A 17652-nucleotide genomic window follows, 5' to 3' on the forward strand; every position below is an offset into this window, starting at 1 on the left:
CTGTCCCTAAAGCTTTTTCAGCAGTGACTTGATATCGAATCCCTTCTTGCGGGATTTCTTGCCGTGATGGCCGAGGATTGTCCCGGCGATAAAGTCAAGCGAACCGGTGACCTTGGACTTGGCGTCTGCCTGGAAGATCGTCTCGGCATTGGTTGCCGCCGTGCCAAACAGCACCGGATCCCACGGGATGACGGCGGTCGGCTCGATGTCGAGAGCTTCGGCGAATTGCTCGACCGGCACTTCCGGGCGCTTGGGCACGCCGACCTGGTTCATGACGAGGATCGGCGGTGCATCGTTCGAGCGGGTCGCGTTGATCGTCTCGATCAGGTTCTTGGCGTTACGATAGGACGACAGGTCCGGCGTTGCCGTCAGGATGATCTGGTCTGCGGAATGCAGGATGTCCCGTGTCCACCCGCTCCAGCCATGGGGCAGGTCGATGACGATGTTCGGGGCACCCTTGCGCACGATGTCGAGCACTTCCTCGAATGCCGAGGCCGGGACGTCGTAGTCCTGGTCCAGCATGTTCGGCGCTGAGAATAGCGACAGGCGATCCGTACACTTCTGCAGCAGGCGATCAAGCAGTACGTCGTCAAGACGCTCCGGCGCGCCCAGCGCTTCGGTCAGGCCGTGGGACGGGTCCTGGGCGAAGTCGAGGCTTGCCGTGCCGAAAGGCAGGTCGAGATCGAGCAGCACTGCGTCATTGGCGTAATGCTCGGCAATGGCCCAGGCGACGTTGTGACAGATCGTCGAAGAACCGGTGCCGCCGCGGGTGCCGGCGAAGACGATATTCTTTCCGATCGGCGGTGCGGACGGATCGAGATAGAGACCGGCAATCGCGCGGGTGATCTGGATCGGCGCGCGCGGCGCGATCAGATATTCGCTGATGCCACGTGCCATCAGTTCGCGATAGAGGGTGACATCATTGATCTTGCCGAGGATGACGACCTTGGTCGACGGGTCGCAGACCTCTGCGAGTCGGGCGAGGCCATCGAACAATTGCTGGCCGCCATGGACGGTTTCCAGGATGATCAGGTTCGGCGTTGCCGTATTCTGGTAATGCTGGGCGGCTTTTTCGACACCGCCGAAGGACAGGTTGATATGGGCCTTGGCCATGCGCCGGTCATTGGCGGTCGCCTCGATCAGCCCACTGATTTCCGTTGTCTCGCAGAACACATCGATATTGATGCGCGGCACCGGAATGTGGTCGCCTTCCTGCGGTTCGAACTCTTCATCGTCATAGTCATGACGGGAATGGGAGACGGCCGGTGCAGCCAGCGGTGCGGCACTTGTCTGTTCATGCACCTCATCGAGGAGCGGCGGCAGCTCGTCATCATTCTCGAGCGCCTGCTGCATCTGGGCCGGGGTCTGTTCGACAGTATCTTCGCCAAGGTCGCTATCAGTGGCGGCATCCTCATCGAAGGCGAGCATGTCTTCAGTCGTCTGCTCGACGGCTGCATTGCCAGCGGCGTTGTCGAGCGCCTCGTCAATCTCGTCCTCGTCCCAGTCGTCCATGCCTTCGAGATCGATATCGTCGAAGTCGAACCCTTCGAGATCGATATCCAGATCGTCGTCGGACAGGGCTTCCAGTTCGGCGACATCCTCGTCGAAGGCGTCTTCCCGGTCGAAATCGAACTTGCTGTTTGACAGATTGCTCATTGTGTTCTCCAGACCTTCACGGCCCCTATTGATCAGACGCGGAAATTTCCGAACTTTCTTCTGCGGCACTCGAGGTCACTTCGCCACGGATATACTTGCCGTATACGTCGGCTTCACGGGCTGCATCCGGATTGCCGAGACGGCGTTGCCCGACCAGGTCGCGCGGATCGGCGACCATCGCAGCCAGGTTGTTCTGCTGGGCACAGCCGAAATTCTTCGTGCGCAGGTTATGCGAGCGACGGTAATATTCTTCGTCCCACGCACCGCAGGCGCTCGGGCTTGCAACGTAATTGCTGAAGCTGATGATCACTTCCGGCTCGCTCTGTTCCGGCGACAGGCGATAGGACGCGCCCTGCATCGCGGCATAGTCGAGACCTTCCGCATAAAGCGCATCGCGAATGTCAGCGACTACCTGCTGGCCATAGAAATCGATCTGGCCACCACCGGACGGCGCCGTGATGGTCACCGGCCCGTGCCCGCGAGTGAAATAGGTATCGGCGAACGCTTTCACACGCGCCTTGTCGATGGCGGACAGCTCGCTCAGCGAGTTGTCGACAGCGACGGTCATTGTCACGACCTGCTGCTCCACGGTGATCGGGTGCTGTTCCTCGATCGTCGTGGCTTGCATTTCACCGTTGAACGGCGATGCGCAGGAGGCCAGACCCGAAGTAGCGATCAGGAGGGCGATAAACTTTTTCATATGCCTGGTTCTCTTTCGCGTTTAGTCGAGGATGAAGCCGTGCGGACCCTGCAGGGTGCGCGGCTCACCGCGTGGTTTCATGCCATAGGCCGACTGCAACTTGCCGACGACGATGGACTGGATTTCGCTTGGCGGCACGAAGCCTTCGGACGGATCGGTCAGGTTGGCCATGGTGGTCGGCTCGACCAGATATGGCGTCACGATCACGACAAGCTCGGTTTCCTGGTTGATGAATTCGTTCGAGCGGAACAGCTGGCCAAGAACGGAAACGTCCTTCAGGCCCGGCACGCCTTCGACAGCAGTCTGGATATTTTCCTGCAACAGGCCGGCAATCGCCATCGACCCGCCGGACGGCAGCTCGACGACGTTGGACACGCGGCGCACGGTCAGGCCCGGAATGGTCAGTACGCTGCTGACTGTCGGATTGCCCGTATCCGGATCGATCGTGGTGCCACTGCCAAGGGTAAAGGAGTTGGCGCGGGAAATTTCGCTGACCTCTGTGTCGATCGCAAGGTTGATGCGGTCTTTCGACAGGACGACAGGACGGAAGCCGAGGGAAACACCGAATTTCTTGAACTCGATCGTGACCTGGCCATCATCCTGTCCGACCGGCACGGGGAATTCGCCACCGGCAAGGAAGGTCGCTGCTTCGCCGGAAAGCGAGTTCAGCGTCGGTTCTGCCAGCGTCTTGATCATGCCGTTCTGCTCGAAGGCGTTGAACATGAAATCGAGGTCGGTGATATCGCCAATGCCATTGGTCACGATATCAGCATCGATACCGCCGAGCGCACTGCCCGACGCGGCAAAGGATGACGTCCATGACGTATTCAGGATCGCGTCATCAAGGCGGGCGAAGGCCGAGCCGTTGACGCCCAGTTGTTTGACGAGGCGGCGCTGCATCTCGACGATGCGGACCTTCAGCATAACCTGGTTCTGGTCGCGGATGGACAGCATGTTCATGACAAGGTCCGGGTCGCCGACATAACGGGCGGCGACATCCTGCGCGCGCGAGGCATCCGACGATGTTTGTACGGAGCCTTTCAGAATGACGTTCGCATTGACCGTATCGACGGTGATGCGCGCATCCGGCATCAGTTTCTTCAGCAGTGAATCGAGCCCTGCCGTGTCGCGTTCGATAAGGATCTCGAGATTCAGGATCTGCTCGCCGCGGCTGTCGAAGAAGAACGCGTTTGCCTGACCGGCCTCCAGACCCAGAAGATAGACACGGCGCGGTGAGCGGATGACCGCATCGACCTTGGCCGGGTTGGAGATGAGAACATCGGACGCTGCCTGCGGCAGCTCGATGATCACGGCCTTGTCGAGGGCCAGCGTCAGCGTGCGCGAGCTCTGGCGGTCACCGCCGCGATTGATGACAACATCGCTGCCTTGTGCAGCAACGGGTGCGGCCGATGCGGTGAACGCCGCAATACCAGCGAAAACCGCGCCCAGGATCGGTCTGAGGGCTGCGGTGAAAGTTTTTCTTGCCCGGTTCATGGCATGTCCTGACATTGGGTGTTTCATTCTCTTGCCCCTGCTGACCACTCTCTCAAACGTGTTACGACTGGCCATAACGGATTACGACGACTTCGGACGGTTGCGTTTCCTGCAGCAGCTCATCGCCACCTTCCGGTTGGAAGGCACTGCGCAGCGCAAGGCTCAGCGTGCCGTTTTCCCGCGATGTCAGGAATTTCTCGACCTGCGTCGGCGCGAGTTCCAGCGTGACAGTCGAGCTGGGCTGGGCGCCCTCACCCATCTGGTCGAAGGTCTGGTCGATCGCCAGCACACGGACATTGGCGTAAAGAAGCTGGCTGGTCAGCGTACCGTCACGATCGTCTGAATCGACCGTGTGGAAGATATCGATGCTGTCACCCGGCAGGATGAAACCGGCGGCGGACTGGCGCATGGAGACGTCCAGTGTCACGGCGCGCATGCCCGGCGTCAGCAGGGCGGCCATCATGCCAGCCTGGCCCGGACGCAGGACCTTTGCCTCGGTGATCGGTTCGTTCTTGACCAGTGTGGAGCGGGCCAGCGTTTCCGGCAGGCCTGCATAAAACTCTTCGTTCGACTTGGTGATCGCGCCTTCCGGCAGATTGTTTGCCGGCCATTTTACCCAGCGCGTTCCTTCGACATCGAGACGGTCGCCACGGGCGAAATCGCGGTCTGCGACCAGCACCTGCTCGACCTCGATCGCGTCCTGTTGGGGAATGATCTGCGCGGTCGGCACCGGTTCATTGCCACCGGACGACATCAGGAAAAACACGGCGCCACCAGCAACCAGTGCCACGGCAAGAAGAATGATACGTCCTGAATTCATGACTAACTGCCCTTAACTTTTGAAGGCGCCACGTATGGCTTTGTGCAATTCGAGAGCTACTCTGCCCATAAACTCTCAAAACAATGTTAATGCTGTATCAACCGCCGGTAACCAAAGCGTAGATCGGCAGGTCCGGCAGGCTCCACACCCCGCCGGCGGCGATGGCGATGCCATAGGGGATGTAACTCTTGCCCTCATGGGCCTGCATCAGCCACGGCACCTGGGCGTAGATCGGCAGCGGCGGCATGCGCCGGAACATCATGACGAGGATCGCCAGTGCACCGCCCATCAAGGTGATCTTGAGCACGAATGGCAGGAAGCCGGCGACACCGACCCAGGGTGCGGATGCGGCCAGCAGCTTGGCATCGCCGCCACCGAACACGTTCAGGGCAAACAGGATGAAGCACCCTATCAATACGGCCACCCCGAGGGCGACGGACGACAGGAACAGCTCCGTCGAATACTGGAAATAGATCGCCGCGGCGGGAAAGGTGATCAGAAGCGCGATGGAAATCCAGTTGGGGATTTTCATCTCTTCGGCATCATTCATTGCCGCAACCAGCCAGGCCCCTACGGGAATAGACAGAAACAGATAGCCAAGCATCTCAACTTCTCACCTTATCTTCACGCGCGACTATGGGAAAACAGCGTTAAATATTCCTTAGAGGGAAGAAGTTTTCCCCGCTTTCCTGAGTTGGGTTAATCTGAGCACGCGACAGGCAGGCAATAAAAAAGGGAGGCCGAAGCCTCCCTTTTGTCTCAAACGCTCTGGCGATTAGCCGGCAGCGTTGATGTCCGAAGAGATCTCGGAGAAGTTGGTGCTCAGCGAGGTAGCAACACCTTGCAGGGCAGCGATGATAGCCGTAGCAATCAGAGCAGCGATCAGGCCGTACTCGATAGCCGTCGCACCTTCTTCGTCCTTGACGAAACGGTTGATAAGTTTGTTCATTGGTCGAACTCCTGTTTTACACTTGCACATTCGGAACTCCCGAATGATCACAATCTATCACCGCGAAGTAAAAGAAAGGTTATATTATACAGTTAGCGGAATATTAATATTGATGATTAACAGCCGTTTACGAACAGGCATTATTCGGCGATGGCCATGAGGGCTGGATAGTCCGTAATCATCATACCGGGATAGTCCCGTTTGAGGACGTGCATGCCGATCAGGCGGGCAACCGCCTCGGCAGCCTCTTTTTCACCGGCACTGGCAAGCACGCCAAGATCGCGATGGCGGGGCATGGTGTTGATCCGCCATTGCCCGCTCTCTTCACCACGCTCGGCAAGGCCGAACAGCACTTTCGCGACACGGCCCACCGCGCCCTTTTCGACTGTGGCATATCCCATGGACTGGCCGAGAACCCGCCGCGTCATTTCACGCAGCAGCACGACCGCCATCTGATGGGAGGACGAGATCGCCTCACGAAAACTGTCGGCATCTATAAGGACAAGCCGCATCTCCGTTTCAGCCTGCAGGCCGATCGAGGAACCGAGCTCCGGCAGGCCGGCGAGGACAAATTCCAGGCCCAGAACATCGCCCTCGGCGAAAAGGCGGCGGGTAATCGACCCGTCACCGCCATCGCCGCTGGTCATCTGGCCGCGACCCGAAATGCAGCAGATCAGGTCATCGGATTCATATTGTCCGGCAGAGAACACCATTTCACCCGGGGCGACGACCTTCTCGGTAGACATCGCCGCCAGCGCCGACAGGACGCTGTCGGGCAGGTGACAGAAGAGCGGTAGCTGCTTGATGAGGAGAAGGAGCGGATCTTCAGTGACTATATCGTCTGCCGCGAGGGTAAATGCCATCGACCTGTTTCCTGCTCCGCATGCGAATAATTTCTGCGGACACTGGCATGCGGGTCTTAAGGGCCAGTAAAAAATCGCGTGTAAATTGTATCTGCCGGCACGATGGCAATCCAGCCAGCACTTCCCGCTTCAGGATCCCGTCTTCAAGATACTGAATGGCCGCTTAACCCTTCCTTGATCATTTCATGGGATTTTGCACTCGACCATTCAATCGCAAAGGGTTTTGCCATGGCCAGAAACATTCTGAGCGCCGTCTTTTCCTTGATCCTGGCTTTTGCCGCAACTGGCGCAAACGCACAGTCGAACGAGATGTGGCTGACGATCGACCAGGTTCGCGCCTATGACCTGCGCCAGCCGGTCGCCAGCATCGTCGTCGGCAACCCTGTCATCGCCGATGTCTCCGTTCAGGCCAACAACAAGGTCCTGCTTTACGGCAAGGCACCGGGCCTGACCAATATCTATTTCTTTGACAAGGACGGGAACCGCCTTGAAAACCTGAATATCCGGGTACAGAGCCAGACCAGCGACATGCTCGTCGTCTATCGCGGCACCCAGCGCACCTCCTATACCTGTACGCGCAATTGCGAGATGACCCCGGTCATCGGCGACAGCCCGGAAGTGTTCGAGGCCGTCAGCTCGCAATCCCAGATCAAGAATTCCGAGATCCGCTCGCAGGCGCAGGCCAACGACCGCTGATCCAGACATCTCCCCCGAGATCAGGAAAGGCAGCCTTCGGGCTGCCTTTTTCATTTCTTGTTGAAGACATAGATGCGCGGCCGCTCCGGCGGCTGCAGCCGGTTGCGGCACCATTCGTCCACTGACCATGCAATGTCCTGGTTCGGCTGGATGCCGTCATTCAGCTGAATATGCGCGATCAGGCGATCGAGCGAGCCTGCCCGGTGGGTCACCCGCACGGTGCATTCGCGGATATCCGGATGCTCGCCGATGATCGCACCGATACTGGACGGAAAGACATTGATCGCCCCGATCTGCACCGCGCCGTCGCGCCGGCCTGCCAGCTTGAAGGTGCGCTCGCCCTGCCATTCCATATGATCCATGCAGACGACTTCGCGCTCGGAGCCGTCAGGCCTGATCCGGACCAGTTTCTCCTCCGCCCCGATCCAGTGGTCGAACAGGACGAAGGGTTCGGCCGGCGTATCACGCCAACCGATAATGCCGGACTCGGTCGAGCCGTAGAGCTCGCGCATCGCGCCCAGCCCGTGCTCACGCAGGCCTGTCGCCAGATCGAGCAGCAGGGGCTCGCCAAAGGCAAGCCCCATGACATTGTTGGGGAAGCCGGAAATCGTCTCGTGCAGATAGCGCCATAGCGTCGGTGTCGCGATGATCAGATCGCCGAATGCGACCGCCTCGCTCAACTCGTCCGGCGCCATGGAGCGGGCATCCGTCACTTCCAGGTGCTGCAGGTTCGGCGCCAGCATCGTCGTGATGAACCCGAACAGGCTGTGCGGCGAGACGAGGCTGAGCACACGGCGGCGGCCATGCATCAGGCTGGCAACGACACGGGCGTCCTGGAACACCTCATCGGCATTGTGGCGCACATCGGCCGAGCCTGCCTGCGTAGCCGGATGAAAACGCATGACCCTGAGGGATTGCTCTATCTCCGGCAGGAACCGTCCTGCCCAGTCACCAAAGGAATCCGTCGGCTGCGGATCGAGGTCCACCCCGGTCTTGTCGAAGAACTGGCACAGCCGCGCCGCGCAGGCCTCTATCCTCTCCTGGCTCAGCCCCAGCCCGCCTGGGCCGATAACGGTTTTCGCGTTCCATTCCGACTGTGTCAGGAAGTCCGTATAGGTATTGAACCGGCGCGACAGCTCATCCCCGGTCAGGGCGCCGGACAATCGTGCGATCTGGCTGGCTGACAGGGAGAAGCTTCGCATCAGCCCACCTTGCGCTGTTTCAGGTCGGCGGCCACGGCGGCAGCATAGAGGGATTTGAGGCGTGTGATCATCGCCACCTTTCCCGACGGCTCCTCCCCCAGGATATGGGCAGGCGAAATGCCCATCAGCGAATTGGTAATAAAGATCGGCCGGTCCTGATAGTCACTGTCCTGAACATAGCCGGCTTCGACCTCCACGCCATCTGCGCGGGCAAGGTCGATGATCTTGCGCCGGACTATACCGGGCAACACGCCGCAATCCGTGTTTGGCGTCAGCAGCTGGTTGTCTCCTGCGACGATGAAGATATTGCCAACACTGGTGCAGGTGACGAGCCCCTGATTGTTCAGCATGATCGCCTCGCCTGCGCCGGTCTGCTCTGCCTCCTGCCGGGCGAGGATATTGTCTATATAGGACAGCGTCTTCATCCGCGCGGCGGGCGAGCCCTCATTGCGCCGGATCGAGGAATGAATGCACGATATTGATGTCCGCCGCACCGGCGGGGCCGGTGACAGGGCGATCGTCATGACCGGCTGGGCATCCCCGCTTTTCGGCGGCAATATGCCCCGCGGCCCGACACCACGCGACAGGGTGATCCGCGCCGCCATATCGCCGTCACCCACGCCCGCCAGCTTTCTGATCGCCTTGTGGATCGCTGTCTCGTCATAGCGAACCGGCACCTCCATGATCCTGGCGCTCGCATGCAGGCGCGAGAGATGTTCCGACAGGAATACCGGCTCACCTTCGCGCACCAGCAACGTCTCGAACAGGCCGTCGCCTAGCGCAAACCCGCGATCGGCCAGCGCAATGACGTTGTCGGCTTTTTCCCGGTAAGTCCCGTTGATCCAGAAAGTCATGATCCCCCGTCTATGGCAGTTTGACCTGAAGAGGCCGCGGCCATGGCCACGAAAGCCTCGATCATAGCCCTGCCCTCCGGCGTCAGCAATGATTCAGGGTGAAACTGCACGCCGTGATGGGGCCGGTCCCTATGACGCATCGCCATGATGTCCCCGTCCCCGGCGCGCGCCTGTATGATCAGGTCTGTCGCATCGATGATGTCGACACTCAGCGAGTGATAGCGGCCAACCGTCAGCGGCGATGGCAGCCCGGCGAAGACGCCGGTGCCGTCATGCTCGATCACATTGGTGCGGCCATGCATCGGCTCGCGCGAGGGCACGGTGGCACCGCCATAGACTTCCGCCAGCGCCTGATGACCGAGGCAGACGCCGAGGATCGGGATAGCGGGCGCAGCGGCGATCAGTGCCTTGCAGATTCCGGCATCGTCAGGCCTGCCCGGCCCGGGCGACAGGATAATGCCTGATGGCGACAGGACGAGGCAGTCTGCAACGCTGCGCTCGTCATTGCGCCAGACGACCGTCTCCTCCCCCGTCTCGCGGACATAGCGGGCGAGATTATGGACGAAGCTGTCGTAGTTATCGATGACGAGGATCACGGGCCCTCCCCCGCAAACCGCCGCTCGATCAGCCGCCGAAACGGGCCCGCCTTGTCGACCGTCTCCTGATATTCCGCCTGCGGATCGGACAGGACGGTAATACCCCCGCCCGCCCCATAGGTCAGGCGCGCACCCTTGGCGGAAGGTTCCAGAACAGCGGTTCGAATCGGTACGGACACCATCGCCCCGCCGCGATCGTCGAACCAGCCAATGGCGCCGCAATAAACGCCCCTTCCTGTTTTTTGGGAGCCGTTCTGTTCCAGATCGGCGATGACCTGCATCGCGCGGATTTTCGGCGCGCCGGTGATCGACCCGCAGGGATAGCTGGCGCGCAACACATCGATCGCGCCCACCCCCTCGCGAAGCACACCGCTGACGCGTGAGACCAGATGATGCACCCCCGCAAAGCTCTGCAATTCGCAAACAGCTTCCTCCCGGATAGAATGATCCCGGCAGACACGCGACAGGTCGTTCCGAACAAGATCCGTGATCATCACATTTTCTGCGCGATCCTTCTCGTCACTCAACAAGTCCTTGATCACTGCCCTGTCCTCCACCGGATCCTCCCGGCGGCGGCGCGTGCCCTTTACCGGCTCCGCAATGGCTTTCAAGCCACTAGCCTCCGGACGCACCTCGAGAAACTTCTCCGGTGAATCGCTCAGCACACAACCTTCCTCAAACTGCAGCAGTGCGCCGAAAGGCGAGGCGCTCGCCTCGTGCAGTCGCTCGAACAGGGGCAGGCCCAGCGCGCGCCAATCTGCACCTGGCAAGGCCGCACCCGGAAAGCCTGCCGTCAGGCGGCGGGTGATATTGGCCTGGAAGATCGAGCCATCGAGAATGCGCGCCTTGCACGCTTCGACGGCGGCAATGAAATCCCCTTCATCCGGGGGCGTGGTATTGTCTGCCCCGACAGGGCCTACCTCACGGGCTTGTTCTGTCTCGATCGCCTGCAACAATCGCGCTGCCGCATTCTCGCTGAGCGCGACCAGTTTTGCCGTCCCAGCCTTGCGATCAAACAGCACGCCTGCATCGTAAAAGCCGACCGCCATTTCCGGCAATGTGCCAGGCGCTGGCGGCAGGTCACCTAACACCGGCTCGATATAGCGCGCCATCTCATAGGAGAGATAACCCACCGCCCCTGACATGAAACCATCTCCAGCGCCCTCGCGCTTGCGGGCCGTCAGCCGCTCGTTCAACAGGGCGAACGGATCGTTTTCGCTTGCCGGACCGATGGCCAGGCCATCGACCTCGACCTGTCCGTCGCGCACTACAAGGGTAGAGGATGGCGCGGCAACAATCATGTCCTGCGCCCCGCCCCAGCTGTGTGCCGCAGCAGCCCCGCCACTCAGCAAATGCGCGAAGGGCTGGCCTGCCAGCGGCGCAAAAGCGGCAAGAGGATCAGAAATGGGGAAATCTCGCTCGATCATCGCCGCTGGCTTACGCCAATTGCAGGCTTCGATAAAGTGGCCTGCATCGCTCGTCCCCGGCACAAAGCCCGGCTGACAGGTTCCGGCTGACAGGCCCCGGCTGACAGCGACGCAGAACGCGGCTAATCAATATGCAGGGGCGGCAATTACCGGAACGGGACCATGAACGACAGACAAACCGATCACCTGCATATCGAACAGCGCGGTCTTGCCCGAGTTTTCTATGCGATCAGCATCGCCATCCTGATCGGATTCATTCTCTATGTCGCACGCGGCATCCTCATTCCGCTGGTCATCGCGATGTTCCTGTCTTTCCTTATCGTGACGCTGAAGACCGCGATCCGGCGCATCCCGTTTCTTGGCAAGCTACTGCCGGAGTTCATTGCCTATATATTGTCCTTCGCCGTCATCGCGCTGATCCTGATCACGCTGGGACAGATCATCACCGCCAATGCCACCGACATCATCCGTGCCGGGCCGGACTATCAGCGCCGCCTGCAGGCGATCCTGATCGATATCGGCAACTTCCTTGAAAGCCTGCCCTTCGTCACCGACTGGATCGTGTCCAATGTCGAGGCAGAGAACACGCTTTCAGAGGACGGCACGATCAGCCGGGAGGGCTATGCCGCCCTGCTGACCCAGTTCCAGCAGGAAGTACTTGGCTTCATCTCCGGCATTGCCAGCGAGATCGGTCAGGCGATCCGCGCGCTGGCCCAGAACATCGTGACGATCCTTCTTTATACCAGCTTCATGCTGATCGAGCGTGGCGCCCTGTTGCGCAAGCTCGGCATCGTCGCCGGCATGCAGGAGGCCCAGCTCGACATCGGCCAGATCATCAACGATATCGGCGACCTGGTGCGCCAGTACATCTCGATCAAGACGCTGATGGGCCTGACCACCGCGACCTTCTCCTTCATCATCATGACGCTCCTCGGCATCGACTTTGCCGGGTTCTGGGCATTGTTGATCTTCGCGCTCGGCTATGTGCCGATCATCGGGGCGATTTCCGGCGTCATGCTGCCCTCGATCCTGGCGCTGGTGCAGCCCGATGGCGGCGGCATCACCCTGTTCCTGTTGACCCTCGGCCTGCTGACCGTCGCCGAGCAGACCGTCTCTTCCGTCATCGAACCGCGCTTGATGGGCCGCTCGCTGAACCTGTCGCCTTTGATCATCCTGTTATCACTGACGGTCTGGGGCACGCTGTGGGGCTTTGCCGGCATGCTGCTCTGCGTGCCGATCACGGTGTCGCTGATGATCGTCTGCTCGCAGTTCCAGGATACGCGCCCCATCGCCGTCCTATTGTCTGACAATGGCGAGATTTCGCCGATCAAGCGGCTGGTGCGGGAAGAACAGGCCGAGGGAATCTAGGCCAGGAGTACATCGCCACGCACAGGCTTCTTCAGTGCCGCCTTCAATACGCCTGCGATGGCCTCCGCTTCCTGCTCGAAGCCGGAACCGCGCCGCCAGGCAAGGCCGATCTGGCGGGCAGGCACTTCGTCCGACTTGCCCGCAAACGGAATGGCAACAAGGTTCGACGCCTTGGCGAGGCCCTGGCGGATCGCCATTTGCGGCAACAGCGTCGCGCCAAGACCGGAACGGGTCATCTGGGTCAGGGTGAACAGGCTGGTCGCGCCGAAGGTATTTGCCGTCTCGCGCATCTGCAGCTGGCAGGCCGACAGCGCATGGTCGCGCAGGCAATGGCCGTCTTCCAGCAGCAGCAAATCCTCGCCGGTCAGGTCGGAAACTCCTATGCGCTTTCGTTCGGCGAGACGATGGGATGGCGCACAGACGAACCAGAACGGGTCCTCGGCGATATCCATCGTGTCCAGTCCCTCCGCCTCATAGGGAAAGGCTATGAGCGCGACATCGATCAGCCCGGCCCTCAGGCGCTCTATCAGGCTCGCAGTCAGGTCCTCGCGCAGATAGAGCGACAGTTCCGGGTAGCCCTTTTCGAATAGCGGCATCGCCTCCGGCAGGATGAACGGGCCAATGGTGGGGATCACGCCCAGCTTCATCACACCGGTCAATGGCTCCGGCCGACTCGCCGAGCGCATCATGTCTTCAGCCAGCGCGATCAGCTCTTCTGCCTGGCGCAGCAACACCTCCCCGACCGGCGTCAGGGAAAAGGACCGGCTGGTGCGGTCGACCAGGGTCGCGTCCAGCACGGTCTCCAGCTCCTTGATCGCCGACGATAACGTCGATTGGGACACGAGGCAGTCCTCGGCGGCGCGGGAAAAGGATTCCCGGCGGGCAAGGGCGACGAAAAACTGTAACTGGCGAAGGGTCGGGAGTGCTTTCATGGTGGGGGAAACATTATCAAATAAATCGATAATATCAAGATGTATAATCTATTTGATCAAATACGCGTCATTGCGCCATAAGGCTCCTGACAGCGGGGGACCTCGTTGTTTTCAACCTGAGATTTTCAAGTTCACACCAACCTGCAAGGAGATTTCAATGCTAGGTGTTGGCGATAAACTGCCTGAATTCAAAGTTGTCGGCGTAAAGCCGGGCTTCAACGATATCGAAGAGAACGGTGAGTCCGCATTCGAGGACATCACGCAGGACTCCTTCGAAGGGAAATGGAAAGTCATCTATTTCTACCCGAAAGACTTCACTTTCGTCTGCCCGACCGAGATTGCCGAATTCGGCAAGCTGGCCAGTGAATTCGCTGACCGTGATGCCATCGTCATGGGCGGTTCGACCGATAACGAGTTCGTCAAACTCGCATGGCGCCGCGACCATGCCGACCTGAACAAGCACCCGGCCTGGCAATTTGCCGACACGACCGGTGCCCTTGTCGACGGTCTCGGCATCCGCTCCGATGAAGGCGTTGCCCTGCGCGCGACCTTCGTTGTCGACCCGCACAATGTCATCCAGCACGTTTACGTAAATAATTTGAACGTTGGCCGGAACCCGCAGGACACGCTCCGTGTTATCGACGCACTTCAGACAGATGAGCTCTGTCCCTGCAACCGCCCTGTTGGCGGGGACACACTGTAGCGCTGATGAAGTTTTGGTTGCCGTTCCTGCCCTTTCAGGCAACCAAGTTCAGGAAGTACCGGCTCGACCCTCTCCCCTGCCCAAATGGCGAGCCGGTACTTCCAACTCTCTTCCTCATCGCACACAAAAAGCCTTCTCACACAGGAGACCTGCTCGATGTCTATTGAAGCCCTTCGCGGCCGCATTCCCGATTACGCCAAGGATATCCGCCTCAATCTCGGCAGCCTGGCGAATGAAACCACCCTCAACGACCAGCAGAAATATGGCTGCTTCCTCGCCTCCGCCCTTGCCACAGGCAATGGCCATGTGATCCGCGCGATCAATGAGGAAGTTGCAGACAAGATGTCACCGGAAGCGATCGAAGCGGCAAAGTCCGCCGCGGCGATCATGGGCATGAACAATGTCTATTACCGCTTCCTGCACCTCACCAAAGAGCCGACCTACAAGACCTTGCCGGCCAAGCTGCGGATGAACATCCTTGGCAATCCGGGTGTCGACAAGGCCGATTTCGAGCTCTGGTCGCTTGCCGTTTCCGCCATCAATGGCTGCGGCATGTGCATCGATGCCCATGAGGCCGTCGTGCGCAAGGCCGGGATGACCAGCGAAATGGTCCAGACCGCCGTGCGCATCGCTTCTGTAGTAGCTGCAGCCGGTGCCGTCATTGATGGCGAAGACGCGCTGAGCTGATCCGGCGAATTCTCTCCCCCGAGGCTTGAGGCGCGTATCGCTTCGAGCATCCAGAAGGCCCTGCCCCCACCGGCAGGGCCTTTTTCTTTATCCCCCGGGCGGCGAGAGCCACTAAAACAGGCCGGGCAAGATCTTTTTTCGAAAAAAATTTCGGCGGGTCTGGCTGCGGGGTGAGCCCTGCAAACAGCGCGTCGAGCGCCCTGACGCGCCCGGCACCACTGCCGGTTCCATGACATCGGGTTTAACCTGAATTAACCGCTTTAGAAATTTCACCGGTTTTTCAGGGAGTTAACGGAACCCTAATTCCCCTCAAAACAACTCCACATACTCATGATGAGTAACCCCCTCCCCATGATGGTCCTGAGGGGCCTGATGGGCCTCATCACCCCCCTCATGATGACGCAGTCACTCATGCTAAGTATATGTTTTTGTTTGCATTTTTTCTGTGGGGGCGTAATTTCGTCATCAGCAAAACGAACACAGGAGAGTTGATTGTGACGACCATTACTTCAGCAGAGCTTCAGGAAGTCCTTCCGGCGCTGAACCGGTTCGCGCTTAAACTGACCCGTAACGCCGACCGCGCCGACGATCTGGTTCAGGACTGCGTAGAGCGCGCCCTTAACAAAGCCCATCTGTTCGATGGCCAGAATCTGCGCTCATGGATGTTTACCATCTGCCGCCGCGTCTTCCTCAACCAGATCCGCAAGGAAAAAAGCCGCGGTACCCAAGTCGATATCGAAAACACCCCAGAATCCAAATTTTCCGCCAAAGCCCTTCAGGAGGATAAAATGCATTTCCAGGACGTCGTAGAGAACTTTTCCAAACTGCCGCTGAACGACAAGGTGATCCTGTCGCTGGTCGTTATCGAGGGACTGAAATACGACGAGGCCGCCGCTGTCCTTGAGATTCCGGTCGGTACCGTTCGCTCCCGCCTGTCGCGTGCCCGCGCCAAGCTGGTCGAGCTGATGGAAGACGAAGGCGTCGAGGAGGGAACTTCCCTGGCCGCTGTCGTGTAAGGAGGGTATGACACAGCCACATTACCTCATACGCGAACAAGATTTACACGCTTATATCGACGGCGAGCTGTCCAAACCCAGACGGCGCGCCGTCGAACGCTTCCTGGCGGACCGGCATCTGACCCTTGAACGGGCAATCGAGCTGTTCCGCACCAATCTTGGCCTTCATCGCTACCGCGAGAAGTTCTATGAGGATCAGGAACTGAAAACGGAAGTGGAGCGACTTCTTAAGAAGCACCGTTGTGCCGGCAATGAGCCGCCGCATTTTGAGAATGTGATGATGCACAATCGGGGCTGATGATCGACGATATATTCCCCGGCTATATTTTGATTTCGAGCCGCCTGCAGCAATGCAGGCGGCTTTTTTGATGCGCGACCCTCACGTGCAGCTTGAGCGCCACCACAACTTCGGTAGAGTTGTGCAAAAGCGTTATGAAACGAGGGCGGAAAATATGAGTATCAGATCCTTCATGGCAGCGGCAGGCATCGCCTGCCTCCTGTCGATGTCGCCGACACTTGTTCAGGCGCAGGATTATCTCGACGCGTTCAAGGCCTACCAGGACGCCATACAGAAGGGCGAGAACGAGCGCGCCATCGACAAGGCCGAACAAGCGTGGGAGCTGGCGGAAGCAAATGGCGACGTCGACCCGGCAACCTTGGCCGTCCTTGCCCAGAATATTGCCTATCTGACCGTCTTCGATGAACCGAAGCGCGCCATCGCACCGGCCGAGCGGGCACTGCAACTGGGCCTTGAGGGATATGGCACGGACTCATTCTCGATACTAGAGCTGGAAATCCTCGCGGCGACAGCCAACTGCCTTCACCAGCCGGGCGGCAGGAACCGCGATGCCCTTCTTTCGGCACTGGATAAGTGGTGGGCACAGGATATCGCGGAAGCGGCCGTGACTGAGCTGAGCCTCACAGCGAGCACCAGACTGGCGCAGGTCGCGCTTGAAAAGGGCGCGTGGCGCGATGCCGCGAAGGCCGCAGCTCCGGCCCGCCAGGCACTGGACGAAATGAGCCCGATTCTGGAAAGACAGCTTGGCGCTGTCACGATCATGGAAGTCGCTGCCATCATGAATGCCGGGGACATATTTTCGGTTGATATCGCCGTCAACAATTACAGCGGCACGACGCCCCCAATTTCCATGCCGGACAGGGACCGCGCTGACAAGGCTGCCGCCCTGCAGCAAGCAAGCACCATCCTCAGAAAGGCGACCCGAGCCTTTCCCACACAGGAAAGCATCGAAACATTCGATGACATTCTTGCCCGGCTGCACGCCTGGAATGCACTTGTTTCTGTCTATGCCTATGTCTTGCAGGTCGAGCTCGACTATCCGGAAGATGAGGCGCCGCGCCATCCATTCGAAAAATCCTGTCCGGAAGGGACAGACGTCTGGGCGAACGGGAAGCGGGAGCAGCCCGAATTCCCCCAGAGAGCCGCGCGGACACAAAAAAGCGGATCGATCCTTCTCGGCTTTCACCTTGATGAAAAGGGGAATGTCTACGGCCAGAGAATTCTGGCGGAGATACCGACAGCCACGTTTGGCGATGTCGTTCTTGAAAAAGTCAAAGACTGGAAAGCAGACGTGGACGGCGTTTCCGAAGATTGCCGAAGCAACCTCATCACGACGTTTCAGTTCAGCATAAGATCATAGAGTTCAGGCAACAAAAAAGCGCAGCCTGACG

General features: G+C 59.4%; 19 protein-coding genes. 7 read left to right on the forward strand and 12 right to left on the reverse strand.

Annotated elements, in window-relative coordinates:
- Nucleotides 1-6: 6 nt before the first annotated feature.
- The 7 genes from FF098_RS08615 to FF098_RS08645 form a co-directional block, all read right to left on the reverse strand.
- Nucleotides 7-1656, reverse strand: coding sequence for an AAA family ATPase (locus FF098_RS08615; protein WP_155139574.1), 1650 nt, complete (start codon nt 1654-1656; stop codon nt 7-9).
- 25 nt (nt 1657-1681) lie between these two features.
- Entirely contained in the window at nt 1682-2356 is a 675-nt protein-coding gene (locus FF098_RS08620) for a CpaD family pilus assembly protein (protein WP_155139575.1), read from the reverse strand.
- 21 nt (nt 2357-2377) lie between these two features.
- On the reverse strand, nt 2378-3865 hold the full coding sequence (locus tag FF098_RS08625) for a type II and III secretion system protein family protein (protein WP_166426434.1): 1488 nt from the start codon (nt 3863-3865) through the stop codon (nt 2378-2380).
- A gap of 46 nt (nt 3866-3911) precedes the next feature.
- Nucleotides 3912-4670: a Flp pilus assembly protein CpaB gene (cpaB, locus tag FF098_RS08630; RefSeq protein ID WP_155139577.1), complete on the reverse strand. Its 759-nt coding sequence runs from the start codon at nt 4668-4670 to the stop codon at nt 3912-3914.
- 97 nt (nt 4671-4767) lie between these two features.
- A complete protein-coding gene (locus tag FF098_RS08635; protein ID WP_155139578.1) occupies nt 4768-5274 on the reverse strand; it encodes an A24 family peptidase in 507 nt (168 codons plus the stop codon).
- A 171-nt stretch (nt 5275-5445) separates the two neighbouring features.
- A complete protein-coding gene (locus FF098_RS08640) occupies nt 5446-5619 on the reverse strand; it encodes a Flp family type IVb pilin (RefSeq protein WP_155139580.1) in 174 nt (57 codons plus the stop codon).
- 140 nt (nt 5620-5759) lie between these two features.
- Entirely contained in the window at nt 5760-6482 is a 723-nt protein-coding gene (locus FF098_RS08645; RefSeq protein ID WP_155139583.1) for a Crp/Fnr family transcriptional regulator, read from the reverse strand.
- Nucleotides 6483-6710: 228 nt separating this feature from the next.
- Here FF098_RS08645 and FF098_RS08650 point away from each other — a divergent pair, with 228 nt between their 5' ends.
- Nucleotides 6711-7178, forward strand: coding sequence for a pilus assembly protein N-terminal domain-containing protein (locus FF098_RS08650; protein WP_166426435.1), 468 nt, complete (start codon nt 6711-6713; stop codon nt 7176-7178).
- Between the two features lie 50 nt (nt 7179-7228).
- Here the strand turns inward: FF098_RS08650 and FF098_RS08655 are convergent, their stop codons facing one another.
- Genes FF098_RS08655 through FF098_RS08670 form a run of 4 tightly spaced genes read right to left on the reverse strand, consistent with a single transcriptional unit; the run spans nt 7229 to nt 11257 of the window.
- Nucleotides 7229-8380: a class I adenylate-forming enzyme family protein gene (locus FF098_RS08655; RefSeq protein WP_155139587.1), complete on the reverse strand. Its 1152-nt coding sequence runs from the start codon at nt 8378-8380 to the stop codon at nt 7229-7231.
- The gene (locus FF098_RS08660; protein ID WP_155139589.1) at nt 8380-9234 is read right to left on the reverse strand and encodes an aminotransferase class IV; all 855 of its coding nucleotides are present in this window, start codon (nt 9232-9234) and stop codon (nt 8380-8382) included. Before FF098_RS08660 ends, FF098_RS08655 begins: the two co-directional genes overlap by 1 nt.
- Entirely contained in the window at nt 9231-9830 is a 600-nt protein-coding gene (locus FF098_RS08665; protein ID WP_166426436.1) for an anthranilate synthase component II, read from the reverse strand. The genes FF098_RS08660 and FF098_RS08665 overlap by 4 nt, the downstream gene beginning before the upstream one ends.
- Entirely contained in the window at nt 9827-11257 is a 1431-nt protein-coding gene (locus FF098_RS08670; RefSeq protein WP_155139591.1) for an anthranilate synthase component I family protein, read from the reverse strand. Before FF098_RS08670 ends, FF098_RS08665 begins: the two co-directional genes overlap by 4 nt.
- A gap of 162 nt (nt 11258-11419) precedes the next feature.
- Here FF098_RS08670 and FF098_RS08675 point away from each other — a divergent pair, with 162 nt between their 5' ends.
- Nucleotides 11420-12625 carry an AI-2E family transporter gene (locus tag FF098_RS08675; protein WP_155139593.1) on the forward strand — a complete coding sequence of 402 codons (1206 nt, stop codon included), beginning with the start codon at nt 11420-11422 and terminating at the stop codon, nt 12623-12625.
- Here FF098_RS08675 and FF098_RS08680 read toward each other — a convergent pair.
- Nucleotides 12622-13557, reverse strand: coding sequence for a hydrogen peroxide-inducible genes activator (locus FF098_RS08680; protein WP_155139595.1), 936 nt, complete (start codon nt 13555-13557; stop codon nt 12622-12624). The genes FF098_RS08675 and FF098_RS08680 overlap by 4 nt on opposite strands.
- A 157-nt stretch (nt 13558-13714) precedes the next feature.
- Between FF098_RS08680 and FF098_RS08685 the strand changes: the two genes are divergently transcribed.
- From FF098_RS08685 to FF098_RS08705, 5 genes are all read left to right on the forward strand, one after another.
- Nucleotides 13715-14260, forward strand: a complete 546-nt coding sequence (locus tag FF098_RS08685) for a peroxiredoxin (RefSeq protein ID WP_155139598.1) — start codon at nt 13715-13717, stop codon at nt 14258-14260.
- A gap of 156 nt (nt 14261-14416) precedes the next feature.
- Nucleotides 14417-14947: a carboxymuconolactone decarboxylase family protein gene (locus tag FF098_RS08690; protein ID WP_155139600.1), complete on the forward strand. Its 531-nt coding sequence runs from the start codon at nt 14417-14419 to the stop codon at nt 14945-14947.
- Between the two features lie 494 nt (nt 14948-15441).
- Entirely contained in the window at nt 15442-15963 is a 522-nt protein-coding gene (locus tag FF098_RS08695) for an RNA polymerase sigma factor (RefSeq protein WP_166426437.1), read from the forward strand.
- 7 nt (nt 15964-15970) lie between these two features.
- On the forward strand, nt 15971-16261 hold the full coding sequence (locus tag FF098_RS08700; RefSeq protein WP_155139605.1) for an anti-sigma factor family protein: 291 nt from the start codon (nt 15971-15973) through the stop codon (nt 16259-16261).
- Nucleotides 16262-16415: 154 nt separating this feature from the next.
- On the forward strand, nt 16416-17621 hold the full coding sequence (locus FF098_RS08705) for an energy transducer TonB (protein WP_166426438.1): 1206 nt from the start codon (nt 16416-16418) through the stop codon (nt 17619-17621).
- Nucleotides 17622-17652 lie beyond the last annotated feature (31 nt).

This window comes from Aquisalinus luteolus, from assembly GCF_009712425.2.
In the GTDB taxonomy this organism is placed as follows: Bacteria; Pseudomonadota; Alphaproteobacteria; order Caulobacterales; family Parvularculaceae; genus Aquisalinus; species Aquisalinus luteolus.